This window comes from Herbiconiux sp. (genome assembly GCF_023264855.1).
Taxonomy (GTDB): Bacteria; Actinomycetota; Actinomycetes; order Actinomycetales; family Microbacteriaceae; genus Herbiconiux.
Map to the genome: position 1 here is coordinate 17958 of NZ_JAHFUW010000053.1, position 16533 is coordinate 34490.

The window sequence follows — 16533 nt, forward strand, 5'->3', positions numbered from 1 at the left end:
TCCCGGCTTGCGAGCGGTGCGGCGGCCGGGCGGTGCTTCGGGCGGCGGTGCGTCAGGCGGGCGGGGCGTCAGTTGGGCGGGCGGGGCAGGGCGTCGGGCGGCGTTGCGTCAGGCGGGCGGGGCGGGGCGTCAGGCGGGGAGGAGGATCGCGTCGGCGAGGAGGGAGCGGATGCTCGGGAGCAGTTCGGCGGTGAGCGCGGCCTCATCGACCGCGAGCACCTCGGCGAGCGCCCCGCAGATCGCGCGCACGCTGAGGTCGCCGTCGCAGGTTCCGATGAAGGCCGCGAGGCCGGTGTCCAGCGACACCGAACGGCCGAAGCCTCCGCCCTGGCGGAGGGTCATCACGACCGGGTCTTCCTGTCCGGGCCAAAAGTGGCGCTCCTCCGTGATGTCGGAGGCGTACACGAGGGTGGCTCGCAGGAGCGCCTCGTCGTCGTGCCGCACCGACCAGTCGTGTCCGTCGAGACAGGCGGCGACGTGGTCGCCCAGGCCGACGGGGTTGCTGCCGAGCCCCTCATCGAGCCGCTCGTAGCGCGCCAGTGTGGGCGCGCCCGCCGCCGGCCGGCGGAACAGCAGGTACCCGAATCCGACCTCGGTCACTCCACGATCGCGGAAGTCGTCCAGCCACGCGGCGTACAGCGCGTCGAACGCCGGCGTTCCGGGGCGTGTGCCGCCGTCGCGGATCCAGGTCTCGGCGTAGGTCGGCGCATCCTGCCGCTCCCGCTCGATCACCCAGACGTCGAGCGCGTGCTCCCCCGATCGGGGAACCCACGAGCGCACCCGCTCGAGCCCGTCCTGCCGGCCGACGGCACCGGATGCAGGGCCGGAGGCCGCAGCGTCACTGCCCGGTGCCGCCGCAGTGCCGGCCGAAGCCGACGCCGGAACAGCATCCCGGTACTCCCAGTTGCCGAGCAGTTGTGCGATGCCGCCGGGGCGCAAGTGCGCGCCGAGCTGACGCACCACCGACTCCACGAGCCCATCGCCCACGAGGCCGCCGTCGCGGTACTCGTACAGCGGCACCCCGTCTACCCGAGGCGTGATCACGAACGGCGGGTTCGACACGATCCGGTCGAACTGCTCCCCCGCCACCGGCTCGAACAGGCTGCCGTGCCGGAACTCGATCGACTCCACCCGGTTCAGCCGGGCGTTGAACTCGGCCAGGGCCAGGGCCCGCCGCGAGATGTCGGTGGCTACCACGCGGCGCGCGAACCGGGCCGCGTGCAGGGCCTGGATGCCGCATCCGGTGCCGAGGTCGAGCACCGAGTCGACCGGGCTGGCGATCATCAGCCCGCTCAGGGTCATGGATGCTCCGCCCACGCCGAGCACGTGGTCTTCGTCGAGCGCACGACCGAGCGCTCCCTCGCCGAGGTCGGACACGATCCACCAGCTGCCGGCGCCGAGCGAGTCGACGAAACTGTAAGGACGCAGGTCGAGCAGCGCGCGCACGCGCGAGTCGTCGCCGAACGCCCCGCCGCCGAGCTCTGCGTCTCCGTCGACGATCCCCACGATCCCCAATTCCAGAGCACCCTGCACACCCGTCGCCGGAAGGGCGCCGCGCAGGTCGGCCACCGTCACCGAGTCGCCCAGCACGAACAGCCGCGCCAGCGTCTCCACAGGCCGGGGCACCGGCCGCTCCCCGTCGGCCGGCACGGCGAGCCGCCGCTCGAGCTCCCGCCGCGCCGGAAGCGTCTGCCCCCGGAACAGCGCGGCCGCCGCCGACGACCCCCAGATGCCGTCGAGCACATCCACGCGGTAGCGGGCGGCCGTGAGGTCTGCGTGCAGGTGGTCGATCGGTGCGGGGTTCACTCCCCTATTCAAGCGGCAATCGGATGCCGCGCCGACAGCCCGAACGACGTCGCAGCCGGGTGCCGACGCCGGGATGACCCCCGAGCAGGTCGCTGTCGGGGGAGCACACCGCCTCGCTACAGTGGCCTCATGCCCCGCGTCACCGCAGATCCGCTCGTCGTCGACACCGCCACGGGAGCCGTGCGCGGCGCTCTCGCCGAAGGGATCCGCCGCTGGCGGGGCATCCCCTACGCCGCCGTGCCGGTCGGTCCGCTGCGGTTCGTCGCGCCGCAGCCGCCCGAGCCCTGGGACGGCATCCGCGACGCCCTCGCCTTCGGTGACGCGGCCCCCCAGCACGTCAACAAGGCGGTCACCCTGCCCGACGGCGTCGAGCAGTCCGAAGACTGCCTCACCCTCAACGTGCTCGCGCCGGCCGAGCCCGCCGCAGCCCCCGGTGAGCCGCTGCAGGACGCCGCGGCCGGGCATCCGGTTCTGGTGTGGATCCACGGCGGAGCCTACTTCGCCGGATCCAGCGCGCAGCCCCTCTTCGACGGAACGCACCTCGTGCAGAACGGCGACGTGGTCGTCGTCAGCGTGAACTACCGGCTCGGCGCACTCGGCTTCCTCGACTTCTCGGAATGGGCGGATGCCACGGCGCCCGACACCCGTTTCGACACCAATCTCGGCCTCCGCGACATCCTCGCCGCCCTGCGCTGGGTGCGCGAGAACATCGCGGCGTTCGGCGGCGACCCCGGCAACGTGACCCTCTTCGGCGAATCGGCGGGCGGCGGCTGCGTCACGACGCTGCTCACCTCGCCGGCGGCGGCGGGCCTGTTCCACCGCGCGATCGCCGAGAGCTCGCCCGCCACCTCGGTGTACGGCCGGGAGCGCGCCCGGGCCGTGGCGCGCCGTTTCCTCGGCCTCGTCGGCATCGATCCGGATGCCGTGGACGGCCCGGCCGACGGCTCTCCCGCGACCCGGCCGACCGGCGCCTCGTCCGATGCGGCCGCATCCGCCAACCCCATTGCCCAGCTCCGGCGGCTCCCCGCCGACCGCCTCAGCCAGGCGGCGTTCGACCTGATCGGCGCGGTGGCGGCCGACTCCCCCGGAACCCTCGCGATCGCTCCGGTCGTCGACGGCGACATCGTTCCCGAGCATCCGATCGACGCCTACCGCGCCGGAACCCAGCTGCCGATTCCGCTGATCATCGGCACGAACCGCGACGAGGCGTCGCTGTTCCGCCTGATGAAGTCGCCGCTGATGCCGATCACCGAGTCGTCGGTGCACGCCATGTTCGCCGAGATCAAGGCCGAGCGGCCCGACCTCGACGATGCCGAGACGCGGATCGAGACCGCCTATCCGCACTTCCCGCAGCACCGCACTCCGGCCGAGCTCTCGCGCGACGCCGGTTTCCGGATGCCCTCGATCTGGCTCGCCGCAGCGCACAGCCGGGTCGCGCCGACGCGGATGTACCGCTTCGACCACTCGCCGCCCCTGCTGAAACTGCTGGGCATCGGCGCGACGCACGGCGCCGAGATCGCCTATGTGTTCGGAAATCTGAAGATCGCGAAGAAGGACTTCAGCTTCGACCTGGGCGGGCTCCCCGCAGCCCGCGCGCTCTCGGCGCTGATGCAGCACCGCTGGCTGGCCTACGCCCGCACGGGCGAGCCGGCCGGCGCCGACGGGTCGCCGTGGCCGCTGTACGACACCGCGACGCGCTCGACGCTGATCTTCGACCACGGCGAGACGGTGGCCGACGACCCGGATGCCGCGATCCGCACGGCCTGGGGCGATGAGGTCATCGGCTTCTCCTGAGGTCGGCGTGCGTGCGGCCTGAGGTCCGCTTGGCGCGATCCGTCACCGTCGTCTGCGACAATCGGAGTTCCGCGCCTGCGAAAGCCGGCGCCCGCGCATCCGCGCACCGCTGCTTCCCCATCCGTAGAGGAGACACCCCTGTGACGACGAACGTCCGCCTGGTCGCTTTCGACCTCGACGACACGCTTGCGCCCTCCAAGGCTCCGCTGGACCCGAAGATGGCCGCGATCCTCGTGCGCCTGCTCGATGAGGTACCCGTGTGCGTCATCTCGGGCGGTCAGATCGCCCAGTTCCGTTCGCAGCTGATCGCGAACCTGCCCGACTCGCCCGAGCAGCTCGAGCGCCTGCACCTCATGCCCACCTGCGGAACGCAGTACTACCGCTATGAAAGCGGCGCCTGGCAGCAGGTCTACGCCGAGAACCTCAGCGACGACGAGAAGACGCGGGCTCAGGATGCGGTGACGGCCAAGGCGAAAGAGCTCGGCTTCTGGGAGACCGACACCTGGGGCCCCGTGCTCGAAGACCGCGGCTCGCAGATCACGTTCTCGGCGCTCGGGCAGGATGCGCCGATCAGCGCGAAGTCGGTCTGGGACCCGACGGGCGAGAAGAAGGAAGCCCTGCGCGCCGCCGTCGCTCCCCTGGTGCCCGATCTCGAGGTGCGCTCGGGCGGGTCGACCTCGGTCGACATCACCCGCTTGGGCATCGACAAGGCCTACGGCATGAAGCGGCTGGCCGAGCTGACGGGCATCCCGCTCGACGCCATGCTCTTCGTGGGCGACCGCCTCGACGAGGGCGGCAACGACTACCCGGTGAAGGCGCTCGGGGTGCCGACGCGAGCCGTCGAGGGGTGGCACGACACAGCCGCCGTGGTCGAGGAGTTCCTGGCCGCGCGCCAGGGCTGAGCCCACCACCCGCCCGCCGGCCCCACCAGCCGCCGCCCCCGACCGAGACCCGCCATGGCCGCCAAGAAGAACTCCCGCGCCCCGCGGATCGACGCGATCCGGCTCGACGGGCTGACCGACGGCGACCCCGCGCTCCTGTCGCCGAACGAGAACGTGTTCGGCGAGCGATTCTCCGGCGCCGACCTGAGCGGTCTCGACCTCAGCGGCGCCTCGTTCACCGAGTGCGAGTTCCTCGACCTGCTGGCGCACGAGGCCGACCTGCGCGGAACGAGCTTCGCCGACACCCGCTTCGAGCGGCTGAACGCCCCGATCTTCGCGGCCCCTCGCTCGCGCTTCCGCGATGTGAGCATCGAGGCTTCGCGCATCGGATCGGCCGAGTTCTTCGACGCGAACTGGCAGTCGGTGCACCTCGCGAACTGCAAGCTCGGCTACGTGAACCTGCGCGGTGCGCGGCTGAACGACGTGCTGTTCACCGACTGCACGATCGACGAGCTCGACCTCGGCGACGCCACGGCCACCCGGGTCGCGTTCGCGGGAACCCGCATCGGCACGCTCGACGTGACCCGCAGCATCCTGAGCGAGGTCGACCTGCGCGCGCTCGAGGTGTCGCAGATCGTGACCCTCGAGGGCCTGCGCGGTGCGATCATGACCCCCTACCAGATCACCGAGCTGGCGACCGTGCTCGCCCAGCAGTTCGGCATCGTCGTCGAGGACTGACCCTCCAGGCGCTACTCGCCGCGGCGCGGCTTGCCGAGGTTGAGCTCGGTCTCTTCGACGTCGATCTTGGCGAGCACCGATTTCACGGCGCGCTCCTGGTAGCGGCCCTCGGCGCGGGCCTTGAGCACGGCCTCCCGCTCGGCCGCGATCATCACCCGCCGCAGCCGCGCATAGGCCTTCGCCGGCGGCTCGACACCCTCGTCGGCCGGGTTCTCCAGCGCGTCGCTGAGGAAGCGGGCGTTCACCCGCAGGCGGTCGACCACGCGCTGCTCCACGGCATCCGTCACCTCGTCGTCGAGCCGGGCCAGCCCGGAGTTCTGCGCCTCGGCGAGCAGCATGTGCACCTCGGTCTGCTCCTGCGAGAAGTCGGGCGGAGGCAGCTTGAGGCGCCGGATGACGAACGGGAGCAGCGCCCCGCCGAGCAGCGTGCCCACCACCACGACGAACGCGAGGAACTGGATGAACGCACGGCCGGGCGTCTCTTCCGGCAGCAGGAACACCGCCGCCAGCGTGACCACGCCCCGGATGCCGGCGACCGACACCGCGATGCCGTTGCGCCAGCTCCACCCGCGATTGCGCAGCCACTGCGGGCCGAAGCGGTAGACGGAGGTGGTGAGCATCATCCACACGAAGCGGGAGAGGAAGATCGCCAGCAGCAGCACGGCCGAGATCGCCACCGTCGGCCAGACACCCGGGCTGTCGGCGACGGCGCCCTGGAAAATGGCGAACAGACTCAGCCCGATGAACAGGAACACCGCGTTCTCGAGCAGGAACTGGATGGTGCGCCAGTTCAGCGACTCGGCGATGCGCGCCTCGGCGGTCTGGATGACGGGCGCCCGGAACCCCAGGTAGAGGCCGGCGACGACCACGGCGAGCACGCCCGATCCGTGCAGCAGCTGCGCCGGGATGAAGGCGATGAACGGGGTGATCAGCGACAAGCTGGTGTCGAGCACCGGCGCGCGCAGGTGCTTGCGGATGAAGCCGATCACGAACCCCATCACGAACCCGACGCCCACTCCCACGACGACCGCGATCACGAACTCGAGCACCACCGCCCAGGGTGTGAGCGGCTCGGCGGAGGGATCCATGCCGATCACGATCCCGGCGATCGCCGCGTTCAGCGCCACCAGCGCGGTCGCGTCGTTCAGCAGGCTCTCGCCCTCGAGCACGGTCACGAGCCGCCGCGGGAGCTTCAGGCGGCCGGCGATCGCGGTGACGGCCACGGCATCCGTCGGCGCCACGACCGCGCCGAACGCGAAGGCCGCCGCCAGCGAGATGGCCGGGATGACGAGCCAGGCGGTGAGCCCCACGGTCACCACGGTGAAGGCGACGAGGCCCACACTCAGCAGCAGGATGCCGTCGCGCCGGGCCCGCACGTCGGCGAACGAGGTGCGGATGGCGGCCGCGTACAGCAGCGGCGGCAGCAGCCCGTACAGGATGAGGTCGGGCTCGACCTCGATCGTGGGCACCCCGGGGATGAACGACACCACGGCGCCCACCACCACGAGCACGATCGGTGCCGACACGCCCACCCGCCCCGCGACCCCCGTGACAGCCACGGTCACGGCGACGAACGAGACGATCCAGATGATGGTGCCGACCGGGTCCATGCCCCCATTATGGCGGCGAGAGGCCCTGCGCCCGACTCCTTCGTATCGCTCGCCGCGTGAGACCACGCGCGCAATGGATGGAGCGTCGCACCGTATGCGGAGCCACGCTCCATCCGTTCGCGCTGCAGGCCCAGAAGTCCATCCGTTGAGCGGGCCGGGCACGCTGAGAGTGGTGGGCGGCCTCCGGCGGAATACGGGTTCGGGGCGGGTGGTTGAGGTGCTCACTGAACGAGAGGCGCACCGCACGCATGTCACTGATCACGCTGAGCGCATCCGCTCCCCCGACGCCGACCGTGAGCGAGCAGCTCGATCGGCTCGTCGCGCTCGGGCTGCCCGAGGTCGCGGGCATCAGCCCTGAAGAGCTGCGCAGCCACGCGGCCGGGCTGCGCGGGCGGGCCGACTCGGTGCTGGTGGTGAACCCGTGCATCGCCCCGCCGTCGGCGCTCGCCACCCTGCTCATGCGCGAGAGCAAGCGCGGCTTCGTGGTGGACGACTTCACCGACCTCGACGACTTCGTGCCCCTCGACGGGCTGGCGCTGCCGGATGCCCCGCTCTACCTCGTGCACGGCATCGAACGAGGCGACGACCTCGCGAACCTGAGTCCGGATGAGGCCCTGCCGCTGTTGCGCGCCCGCGAGCGCCGGCCGCTCACGGTGAGTGAGGGCATCAGCTGGCTGCTGCAGCAGCCGGATGCGCTGCAGCCGAATCACTGCTTCATGACGATCGGATCGCGCCGCGGGAGCGCGAAGAACCCCGGCACGCTGGATGCGCGCACCCCCGCCATCTGGATCTCCGGCGGCACGGGCCGCGACGGCCGCCGCCGCCGCGGTGCCCCGAAGGTCGGCTGGTGCTGGGCGGGCAACCGCCACACCTGGCTCGGCTTCGCCTCGACCCCCGCCTGAGGCCGCCGGGCACCCGCCATTCATCCTCCGCCAACGACGGAACGCGCGCCCACATTCGGACTAAGAATCCGTCGTTCACCCCATCGGCCCGTATTCTCCGTAGTTAGTGGGGCGGATGGGGTGGAGGTTGACGGCGACACGCCGCTCGTCCCGAACCGTGGCGGCTTCCGGCGGCGGACGGTTCGGGACGAGCGGGTGGGGTGTGCGGGCGAGGGGTGAGCGGGTGGGATGGCGGACCGGCGGGATGTTACGCCGCGACCTCCTCGCGGGCCGGCGCGGTGTCGACGAGGTAGTGGGCGTAGGCGGGGATCGTGAGGAAGGTCGGGAAGTCGTCCTCCAGGGCCACCATGCGCACGATGTTCTCGGCGTCGTCGAAACGGTCGGCGAGGGAGCGATCCATCGAGCGCATCACGTCGTGCAACACGCCTTCGACGTAGGAGCGTGTGATCGGCGTTCCCGACGTGGTGACGATGCCCTGGCGGATCCACTGCCACAGCTGGGAGCGCGAGATCTCGGCGGTCGCCGCGTCCTCCATCAGATTGTCGATCGCCGCGGCGCCGACCCCGCGCAGCCAGCTCTCGATGTAGCGGAGGGCTACCGACACGTTCGACCGCACCCCGGCATCCGTCACCTCATGGGTGATGCCGGAGAGGTCGACCAGTGAGGCCGCCGTCACCGACACCTCGGGCCGCTGCCGCGACACCTGGTTCGGCCGGTCGCCGAGCACGGCGTCGAACTCCGAGCGGGCGGCTTCGATGAGTCCTGGATGCGCCACCCAGGTGCCGTCGAAGCCGTCGCCGGCCTCGCGGCGCTTGTCGGCCGCGACCTTCTCGAGCGCCGACGCGGTGACCTCCGGATCGCGCCGGTTCGGGATGAACGCACTCATGCCTCCGATGGCATGTGCCCCCCGCTTGTGGCAGGTCTGCACCAGCAGCTCGGTGTACGCCCGCATGAACGGCACCGTCATGGTGATCTCGGAACGGTCGGGAAGCACGAAGCTGCGCCCCCGGTCGCGGAAGTTCTTGATCAGGCTGAAGATGTAGTCCCAGCGGCCGGCGTTCAGCCCGGCAGCGTGATCCTTCAGCTCGAACAGGATCTCGTCCATCTCGAACGCCGCCGAGATGGTCTCGATCAGCACGGTGGCCCGGATGGTGCCGTGCGGGATGCCGAGCGCGTTCTCCGAGAAGGTGAACACGTCGTCCCACAGCCGCGCCTCGAGATGGTTCTCGAGCTTCGGCAGGTAGAAGTACGGGCCGCGTCCGCCGTCGATCAGCGCCTGAGCGTTGTGGAAGAAGTACAGCCCGAAGTCGACCAGCGACGCCGAGGCGGCCCGGGTCGAGCCGGCCCGGTCGGTGTACCCGAGGTGCTTCTCCACGAGGTGCCAGCCGCGCGGCCGCATCACGATCGTGGGGGTTTCGGATGCGGTGACCCGGTACTCCTTGCCGTCGTCGCTCGTGTAGTCGATCCGACCGCGGATGGCGTCGAACAGCGACACCTGCCCGCCGATGACGTTCGACCAGGTGGGGCTCGTGGCGTCCTCCAGGTCGGCGAGCCACGCCTTCGCGCCGGAGTTCAGCGCGTTGATCGTCATCTTGCGGTCGGTGGGCCCGGTGATCTCGACCCGGCGGTCTTCGAGGCCGGGGCCGGCGCCGGCGACCTGCCACGTGGCATCCTCGCGGATCGGCGCGGTCTCGGGCAGGAAGCGCAGGTTGCGGCCGTTCTCGATCGACTTGCGCTGCAGCATCCGCTCGTTCAGGCGCTCCTGGCGGCGGCCGGCGAACTGGTCGTGCAGGCGGGTGAGGAAGTGCAGGGCCTCGGGCGTGAGGATCTCGTCGAAATGCTCCTGCAGCTCGGCGTGGACGGTGATCTTGGTGGGACGGGGGTGGGACATGTCAGTGGTCCTTTCGAATCGATGCGCGGGAGACGCGGATCAGTGGAACTGCTCGGACTCGGTCGAACCCACGAGCGCGAGGGTGGCGCTCGAGGGGTTCAGGGCCGTGGCGATCCGGTCGAAGTAGCCGGTGCCCACCTCACGCTGGTGTTTCGTGGCGGTGTATCCGTCGGCCTCGGAGGCGAATTCGGCCTCCTGCAGCTCGACGTAGGCGCTCATGTGCGTCTCGCCGTAGCCGCGGGCGAGGGTGTACATGGAGTGGTTGAGGGCGTGGAAGCCCGCGAGGGTGATGAACTGGAACTTGTAGCCCATCGCCGACAGGTCGCTCTGGAAGGTGGCGATCTGCGCATCCGTCAGCTTGGATTTCCAGTTGAAGCTGGGGCTGCAGTTGTAGGCGAGCAGCTTGCCGGGGTGCTCGGCGTGGATGGCCTCGGCGAACCGGCGGGCGAGCTCGATGTCGGGCTCCGACGACTCGACCCAGAGCAGGTCGGCGTAGGGGGCGTAGGCGAGTCCCCGCGAGATGACGGTCTCGATGCCGGGGGTGGTGCCGTAGAAGCCCTCCGGGGTACGGGTGCCGTCGAGGAACGGCACGTCGCGGGAGTCGACGTCGCTCGTGATGAGGTTGGCGGCGAGCGAGTCGGTGCGGGCGATGATGATGGTCGGCACGCCGGCGACATCCGCCGCCAGCCGGGCCGCGTTGAGGGTGCGCACGTGCTGCGCGGTGGGGATGAGCACCTTGCCGCCCATGTGGCCGCACTTCTTCTCGCTGGCGAGCTGGTCTTCCCAGTGCACGCCCGCTGCGCCGGCCTGGATCATCGACTTCATGAGTTCGTAGGCGTTGAGCGGGCCCCCGAAGCCGGCTTCGGCATCCGCGACGATCGGCACGACCCATTCCCTTTCGGGCATACCTTCGGCGAACTCGATCTGGTCGGTCCGCAGCAGCGCGTTGTTGATGCGGCGCACGACGGCCGGCACGGAGTTGGCCGGGTAGAGGCTCTGGTCGGGGTAGGTCTGGCCGCTGAGGTTGGCGTCGGCGGCGACCTGCCAGCCCGAGAGGTAGATGGCCTTGAGGCCGGCGCGCACCTGCTGCACGGCCTGGTTGCCGGTGAGGGCGCCGAGGGCGGCGACCCAGCTCGACTCGTCGTGAATCAGATTCCAGAGGTTCTGGGCGCCGCGGGCGGCGAGCGTGTTGTCTTCGGCGACCCGTCCGCGCAGGGCCACGACGTCTTCGGCGCTGTAGTCGCGCTGAATGCCGTTCCAGCGGGCGTCGGTCTTCCACGACGTCTCGAGCTCGGCGGCGGTCTGGATCTGGTCTCCGGGGCGGGTGGTCATGACGGGGTGCTCCAATGCGGTCTGCCATCGCAGCGGGAAAAGCTGCTCGGGTTCGACTCTGCGGCCTGCACGACCCGTCTTCGCGGGATCCGTCGCCAGAATTGCGGGCGTTCTTCTGCTTTCTCGAAGAAGCGGATGCTCGAGCCGCCCTTTCGTCATTGTCGGTAACAGCGGCGGGAGAACTCGGCCGGGCCTCCTACCGTGAGCGCAGGTCATCCATCAGGAGAGGGAAGAACGTGACAATCACGGATCCAGTGACACCAGGTCTCGCCGATCGCTGGCAGGACGCAGCCCGACCGCAGAATAGTGCCGAGTGGATCGCGCGGGCTCAGGAGGTGGCCGACATCCTGGCCGTCGACGCCGTCGAACGCGACCGCGCCAACGCCACGCCCTCTTGAAGGACTCCGGCCTCGTGACCCTGCTCGGCCCGCGCGAGCACGGCGGCGCCGGCGAGACCTGGGACACGGCGTACAAGGTCATCCGCGCGGTCGCCCGCGGCGACGGCTCGATCGGCCAGGTGCTCGGCTACCACTACCTGTGGGCCTGGGCCGCGCGCTTGGTCGCCACCGACGAGCAGACCGCCGCGGTCGAGGAGCTCTACACGAGCAACACCTTCGTCTTCGGCGGCGCGGTCAACCCGCGCGACTCCGATCTGACCATTCGCGACGAGGGCGGCGAACTCGTCTACTCGGGTCGCAAGTCGTTCTCGACCGGCGGTCAGATCTCCGATCTCACCGTGCTCGAAGGCGTGCTCGAAGGCACCGGGACCCATATCTTCGCGATCGTGCCGACCGCGCAGGAGGGGATCGTCTTCGCCGACGACTGGGACAGCCTCGGGCAGCGCCTCACCGAGTCAGGCTCCGTCGAGATCCGCGACGTGCGCGTGCCGTGGGCCGCTGCCGCCGGGTTCGTCGACAAGGCCTTCCAGCCGTTGACGTACAACACCCTCAACGTGCCGGCGATCCAGCTCGTCTTCGCGAACTTCTACCTGGGCATCGCGCAGGGCGCTCTCGAGACGGCCTCGGCCTACACGCGCACCACGACACGCCCCTGGCCGTACGGGGGCGACGACAAGCAGCACGCCGGCGAGGAGTGGTATCTGCTCGAAGGTTATGGGGAGCTGCAGTCGAAGCTCTGGGCCGACGAGGCGTTGCTGGATGCCGCGGGCGCGGAGATCAGTGCGGTGCTGCACGCGCCGCGCGAAGAGCTCACCGAGCGCCGCCGCGGAGAGATCGCCGTGCGGATCGCCGCCGGCAAGCTGCGCATCGTCGAGGACGGGCTGGAGGTGGCCACGAAGGTCTACGAACTGACCGGTGCCCGAGCATCCGCGAGCTCGGTGGGCCTGGACATCTACTGGCGGAATCTGCGCACGCACAGCCTGCACGATCCGATCGCCTACAAGAAGCGCGAGGTGGGCGAGTTCGTGCTGCTCAACCAGGTGCCGGAGCCCACCTGGTACACCTGATCGCGTCGGCATCACATCGAGGGTCGCGCCCGCTCACCGCCGGCGGGTGCGACCCTGCCGTGTTACAGATTCGTGACGCGGGAAAAAATTTCGTGCATTCCTTTGGCGCCTCGGCCACACTGGCAGCACTGCATCTTTGGAACGAGGGGAACACGATGAGCACGGAAGAAATCATCCTGGGGGATCTGCCGGCCGGAATCGTCCGCGCTGACGAGGCTTTCGGAGGCCGGGTCTGGAACGTCCTGGGCCACACCTACACGACCAAGATCGAGAGCGCGAACACCTACTCCTGGCTCTCGTTCGACCCCGCCGGCACGGGCGTTCCGCCGCACGTGCACCCCACGCAGGACGAGTTCATCTACGTCTTCGAGGGCGTCTACACGCTCTACCTCGACGGGCAGTGGACCACCGCCGGCCCCGGCGATCTGGTGCAGATGCCCCGCAACCTGCCGCACGCCTACTACAACAAGCAGGACTCGGATGCGAAGTCGCTGTTCTGGGTCAGCCCCGGAGGCAAGCTGGCCAACCTGTTCAGCCTGCTGCACAATGTCACCGATCCCGACGAGGTGGTTCGCCTGTCCGCCGCCAACGGCGTCGACTTCCTGGCACCGGGCACCGTCGAAGGCGCGTGACGACGGGCGCAGAAGGCCCGGCGGGCCCCGACCGCCTGCTCCGCTACGGATCCGGCGACGACCAGTACATCGCGTTGTCGCAGCCGAGCGGGCAGGCGCGGGGCACGCTGGTGCTCATCCACGGCGGGTACTGGCGAGCGCCCTTCACCGCGGAGCTCATGCGCCCGCTCGTGCCCGAGTTCACCTCACGCGGGTGGCTGGTGGCCAACGTCGAGTACCGGCGGGCTCAGGATGGGTGGGCGGCGACACGGGCTGATCTCACCTCGGCGCTCGCTGGGGCGCGAGCGGCGTCATCCGAGCCGCGACTGGCGATCGTCGGGCATTCCGTCGGCGGCCAGCTGGCCCTGCTCGGCGGGGAGGTGGGGGACGCGGTCGTGGCGCTGGCCCCCGTCACCGACCTCGTGCGCGGATATCACGAGGGCATCGGAGACGGCGCGGTCGCCGAGTTCTTCGGCGCCGGTCCCGAGGCGATTCCCGAGACGTACGCGTGCGCATCGCCCCGGGCCCAGGTGCCGCCCCGCGGCGAGGTCGTGGTCGTGCACGGGAGCGATGACGCCCGAGTGCCCGTCGCCCACTCCCGCGACTACCTCGAGGCCGCCCGGGCGGCGGGTTCCAAGGCGACCCTCCTGGAACTACCCCGGTTGCCGCACCTGGAGGCGATCGCGCCCGACGCACCGCACTGGGATCGCGTGCACTCCTGGCTGGATCGCTGGCTCGATCACGGGTGAGCCCGGGCGCGACCCGAGGCCGTGCGGTGGATCAGGTGCCGTGCCGCGGCCACGGCTAGTGCCCGGTCGTGACTGAGCACGAATTCGTAGACACCTTCGGCGTGTCGAGACGGGTCGGTCTCTCGGGCGACGAGCACGGCGGCGAAGTCGGCGGTGAGCACGACGATGTCCCATTCCTGAAGCAGGGCGTCTCCCGCCGCGATGGGTGCGACGTGGATCGGACTCGCGTCGAGGGCGGGAGTGGGCCCGTCGACGTGGACCATGACGAGAGCACAGTGTTCGGCGAGATCCAGGTAGCGCTTGGAGGCGCCGGGGGTGACATTCGAGGCGTGCTGGAAGGTCGATATGACCACGGCGGAGTCTCCGCTGGCTCGTGCTCGGGCTTCGAGGAAGATGCTCATCTGCACCAGGAGTGCCCGGTGGGAGGATCGCGGTGCGATGTGTTCGGTGACGACCTCGAACGGGGAGCGCGCATCCGGATACGCCGCTGCCGGCCGGGCGGTGATCGGCAGTCCGGCCAGGGTGGGGCCGTCGGGCACGCGGGCCGTCGGGCGGCCGAAGTGCCAGCCCTGGGCGTGCGTCGCACCGAGCGCTTGCGCGGTGACGACGTGCTTGGCGGTCTCGACGCCTTCGGCGATGATGACCACGTCGGTCGTGGAGGCGTGCGTGTTCAGTGCGGACATGACCCGGGCGATCTCGGCGTCGGGCCTGGCTTGGATCAGCCGCAGGTCGAGCTTGACGACGTCGGGGTCGATGAGCGGAACCAGGGCGAGGGATGCGGGGTTCGCGCCGAGGTCGTCGATCGCGATCGCATGACCCTCCGCCCTCGCCTGTTCCACCATCGCGAGGAGTTCTCCGGGCGATGAGAGCAAGGCTCGCTCGGTGAGTTCGACGACCACGGGGCTCGCGGGCGGCAGATCGGTGAGAAGCCCCGACTGGAAGGACTCCGGTTCGACGTTGATCAGGAGGCTGTAGGCGCCGTTCAGAGCGCTGGTGGTCGCGGAACGGAGGGTCGTGTGCCAGCACTCCCGATCGACGTCGACGATCCGCCCAGCCCGGCGAGCGGTGTCGAACAGAGCCTGGGGAAATCCGGAACCGGGTTCGGGGCCGCGGCGGGTGAGCGCTTCATAGGCGACTGCGGTTCCCGTTCGGAGGTCGACGACCGGCTGGAAGACCGTCGACAGAGGGGGGATCACGGGGATGGGGCTCTGCACTGCATCCGAGGAGATCCGTCTGCGCTGCTCGAAGGCGATCAGCGGCGCCAGCCATTCGAACCGGATCGCCTCGGCCCCGTCCGGTTCGAGATCCGGTTCGGACCAGAGCGCGTTGACGAGTTCGGCCAGATCACGCAGGCGCCGATCGGACAGGAGCTCGAGGTGCAGTTCTTCGACCGCGGCCCCCCGCGCGAGACGGTTCAACTCCTGCATGTGCTCTCGCCTTCGCCGTCGCCCGATGTCCGGTAGCGGAGGACTCGGGGTCTAGGAGCCAGCCTGATACGGACAGTAACACCGCAGGCCCGCCACCGCCCGTCTCCACCCTCGACGGGGCACCACTCACGACGCGATGCGGGGGCTTTTTCCGCTCGATCGTGTCCACGCAGATTGATGCTATTCGTGGCCGAAGACCGTGCCGGATTGATATCCCCGTTTGCCGCTGGGAGACCGCCTGGAAGCCCCCGAGAACCGCGGCTGAAAGCTACTGTCAGGGGCACTCACACCGTGTGAATCATGCTCCGGAGAATTCGGGGATTCTGGAGGGCTTCATGGGAAGCCTCACCGCTCGTCATCGTCCACCCATCGCCACCAGAACCACCAGAACCACGCCGTTCGTGAGGTCGGGGGCGGTGGGTCTGACTCTCGTCGTCGCTACCGTGTCGATCGCCTGGCTCGGCTCCCAGTCGGCGAGTGCGGCCGCGACATCCGTCGATCTGGGCACCGCCGGCTCGTACTCGGTGCTGGGCGGCCAATCCGTCACGAACACCGGGCCGAGCGTGCTCTCCGGTGACCTCGGGGTGAGCCCGGGCACCGCCGTGAGCGGGTTCCCACCCGGCCTCGTCGGGGGCGCCAGCCATGTCGCCGACGCTCAGGCTCTTCAGGCCCAGAGCGACCTCGTCGTGGCCTACGACGCCGCGGCAGGTGAGGCACCCGACGAGAGCATCGCGGGCGACATCGGAGGAACCACGATCCTCCCCGGCGTCTACAAGGCCGACAGCTCGATCCTGCTCACCGGGCCGCTCACCCTCGATGCCCAGGGCGATCCGGACGCCGTCTTCGTGTTCCAGATCGGTTCGAGCCTGACCACCGCGACCTCGAGCAGCGTCGTCACGATCAACGGCGCCGACAGCTGCAACGTGTTCTGGCAGATCGGGAGCTCCGCCACCCTCGGAACCTCCACCGCCTTCAAGGGCTCCATTCTGGCGCTCACCTCCATCAGCACCGGATCGGGAACGACCATCGACGGACGGGCCCTCGCCCGGAACGGATCGGTGACGCTGATCAACACCGTCTTCACCGACGCCTCCTGCACCACGACCCCGCCGACCACCGAACCCCCGGAGACCATTCCACCCGTGACCAACCCGCCGGTCACCAACCCGCCCGTGACGAACCCACCGGTGACCAATCCGCCGGTCACAAACCCACCCGTCACGAACCCGCCAGTCACGAACCCGCCGGTCACAAACCCGCCGGTCACGAACCCGCCAGTCACGAACCCGCCGGTCACGAACCCTCCCGTGACCAACCTACCGGTCAC

The 16533-nt window shown here is 69.9% G+C and carries 14 protein-coding genes; 9 read left to right on the plus strand and 5 right to left on the minus strand.

Annotation, left to right across the window (positions count from 1 at the left end; all coding sequences use genetic code 11):
- Positions 1-129: 129 nt before the first annotated feature.
- Positions 130-1806, minus strand: a complete 1677-nt coding sequence (locus Q0D75_RS17485) for a methyltransferase (RefSeq protein ID WP_291056376.1) — start codon at positions 1804-1806, stop codon at positions 130-132.
- A 129-nt stretch (positions 1807-1935) separates the two neighbouring features.
- Between Q0D75_RS17485 and Q0D75_RS17490 the strand changes: the two genes are divergently transcribed.
- The 3 genes from Q0D75_RS17490 to Q0D75_RS17500 all read left to right on the plus strand — a co-directional run bounded on the left by Q0D75_RS17490 (position 1936) and on the right by Q0D75_RS17500 (position 5219).
- Entirely contained in the window at positions 1936-3600 is a 1665-nt protein-coding gene (locus Q0D75_RS17490) for a carboxylesterase/lipase family protein (protein WP_291056385.1), read from the plus strand.
- A 140-nt stretch (positions 3601-3740) separates the two neighbouring features.
- Positions 3741-4502 (plus strand): HAD-IIB family hydrolase, encoded by a 762-nt coding sequence (locus Q0D75_RS17495; protein ID WP_291056390.1) that lies wholly within the window; start codon positions 3741-3743, stop codon positions 4500-4502.
- 54 nt (positions 4503-4556) lie between these two features.
- Positions 4557-5219 (plus strand): pentapeptide repeat-containing protein, encoded by a 663-nt coding sequence (locus Q0D75_RS17500; protein WP_291056398.1) that lies wholly within the window; start codon positions 4557-4559, stop codon positions 5217-5219.
- Between the two features lie 11 nt (positions 5220-5230).
- On the opposite strand, the gene Q0D75_RS17505 is transcribed toward Q0D75_RS17500, so the two are convergent.
- The gene (locus Q0D75_RS17505; RefSeq protein WP_291056402.1) at positions 5231-6829 is read right to left on the minus strand and encodes a sodium:proton antiporter; all 1599 of its coding nucleotides are present in this window, start codon (positions 6827-6829) and stop codon (positions 5231-5233) included.
- A gap of 248 nt (positions 6830-7077) precedes the next feature.
- On the opposite strand from Q0D75_RS17505, the gene Q0D75_RS17510 reads away from it, so the two are divergent.
- Positions 7078-7731 carry a DUF5701 family protein gene (locus tag Q0D75_RS17510; protein WP_291056411.1) on the plus strand — a complete coding sequence of 218 codons (654 nt, stop codon included), beginning with the start codon at positions 7078-7080 and terminating at the stop codon, positions 7729-7731.
- Positions 7732-7978: 247 nt separating this feature from the next.
- Here the strand turns inward: Q0D75_RS17510 and aceB are convergent, their stop codons facing one another.
- Complete coding sequence (gene aceB / locus Q0D75_RS17515; protein WP_291056414.1) at positions 7979-9622, minus strand: malate synthase A; 1644 nt, start codon at positions 9620-9622, stop codon at positions 7979-7981.
- A gap of 39 nt (positions 9623-9661) precedes the next feature.
- On the minus strand, positions 9662-10954 hold the full coding sequence (gene aceA / locus Q0D75_RS17520) for an isocitrate lyase (RefSeq protein WP_291056416.1): 1293 nt from the start codon (positions 10952-10954) through the stop codon (positions 9662-9664).
- Between the two features lie 236 nt (positions 10955-11190).
- Here aceA and Q0D75_RS17525 point away from each other — a divergent pair, with 236 nt between their 5' ends.
- From Q0D75_RS17525 to Q0D75_RS17540, 4 genes are all read left to right on the plus strand, one after another.
- Entirely contained in the window at positions 11191-11352 is a 162-nt protein-coding gene (locus Q0D75_RS17525; protein WP_291056418.1) for a hypothetical protein, read from the plus strand.
- A gap of 14 nt (positions 11353-11366) precedes the next feature.
- Positions 11367-12419 carry a monooxygenase gene (locus tag Q0D75_RS17530; RefSeq protein WP_291056421.1) on the plus strand — a complete coding sequence of 351 codons (1053 nt, stop codon included), beginning with the start codon at positions 11367-11369 and terminating at the stop codon, positions 12417-12419.
- Positions 12420-12574: 155 nt separating this feature from the next.
- Positions 12575-13051, plus strand: coding sequence for a cupin domain-containing protein (locus Q0D75_RS17535; protein ID WP_291056424.1), 477 nt, complete (start codon positions 12575-12577; stop codon positions 13049-13051).
- Positions 13048-13779 carry a prolyl oligopeptidase family serine peptidase gene (locus Q0D75_RS17540; RefSeq protein WP_291056426.1) on the plus strand — a complete coding sequence of 244 codons (732 nt, stop codon included), beginning with the start codon at positions 13048-13050 and terminating at the stop codon, positions 13777-13779. The genes Q0D75_RS17535 and Q0D75_RS17540 overlap by 4 nt, the downstream gene beginning before the upstream one ends.
- On the opposite strand, the gene Q0D75_RS17545 is transcribed toward Q0D75_RS17540, so the two are convergent.
- Positions 13770-15206 (minus strand): EAL domain-containing protein, encoded by a 1437-nt coding sequence (locus Q0D75_RS17545; protein WP_291056428.1) that lies wholly within the window; start codon positions 15204-15206, stop codon positions 13770-13772. The genes Q0D75_RS17540 and Q0D75_RS17545 overlap by 10 nt on opposite strands.
- A gap of 416 nt (positions 15207-15622) precedes the next feature.
- Between Q0D75_RS17545 and Q0D75_RS17550 the strand changes: the two genes are divergently transcribed.
- Positions 15623-16533 (plus strand): ice-binding family protein (locus Q0D75_RS17550; RefSeq protein ID WP_291056431.1); only part of this gene is annotated, 911 nt, incomplete at its 3' end.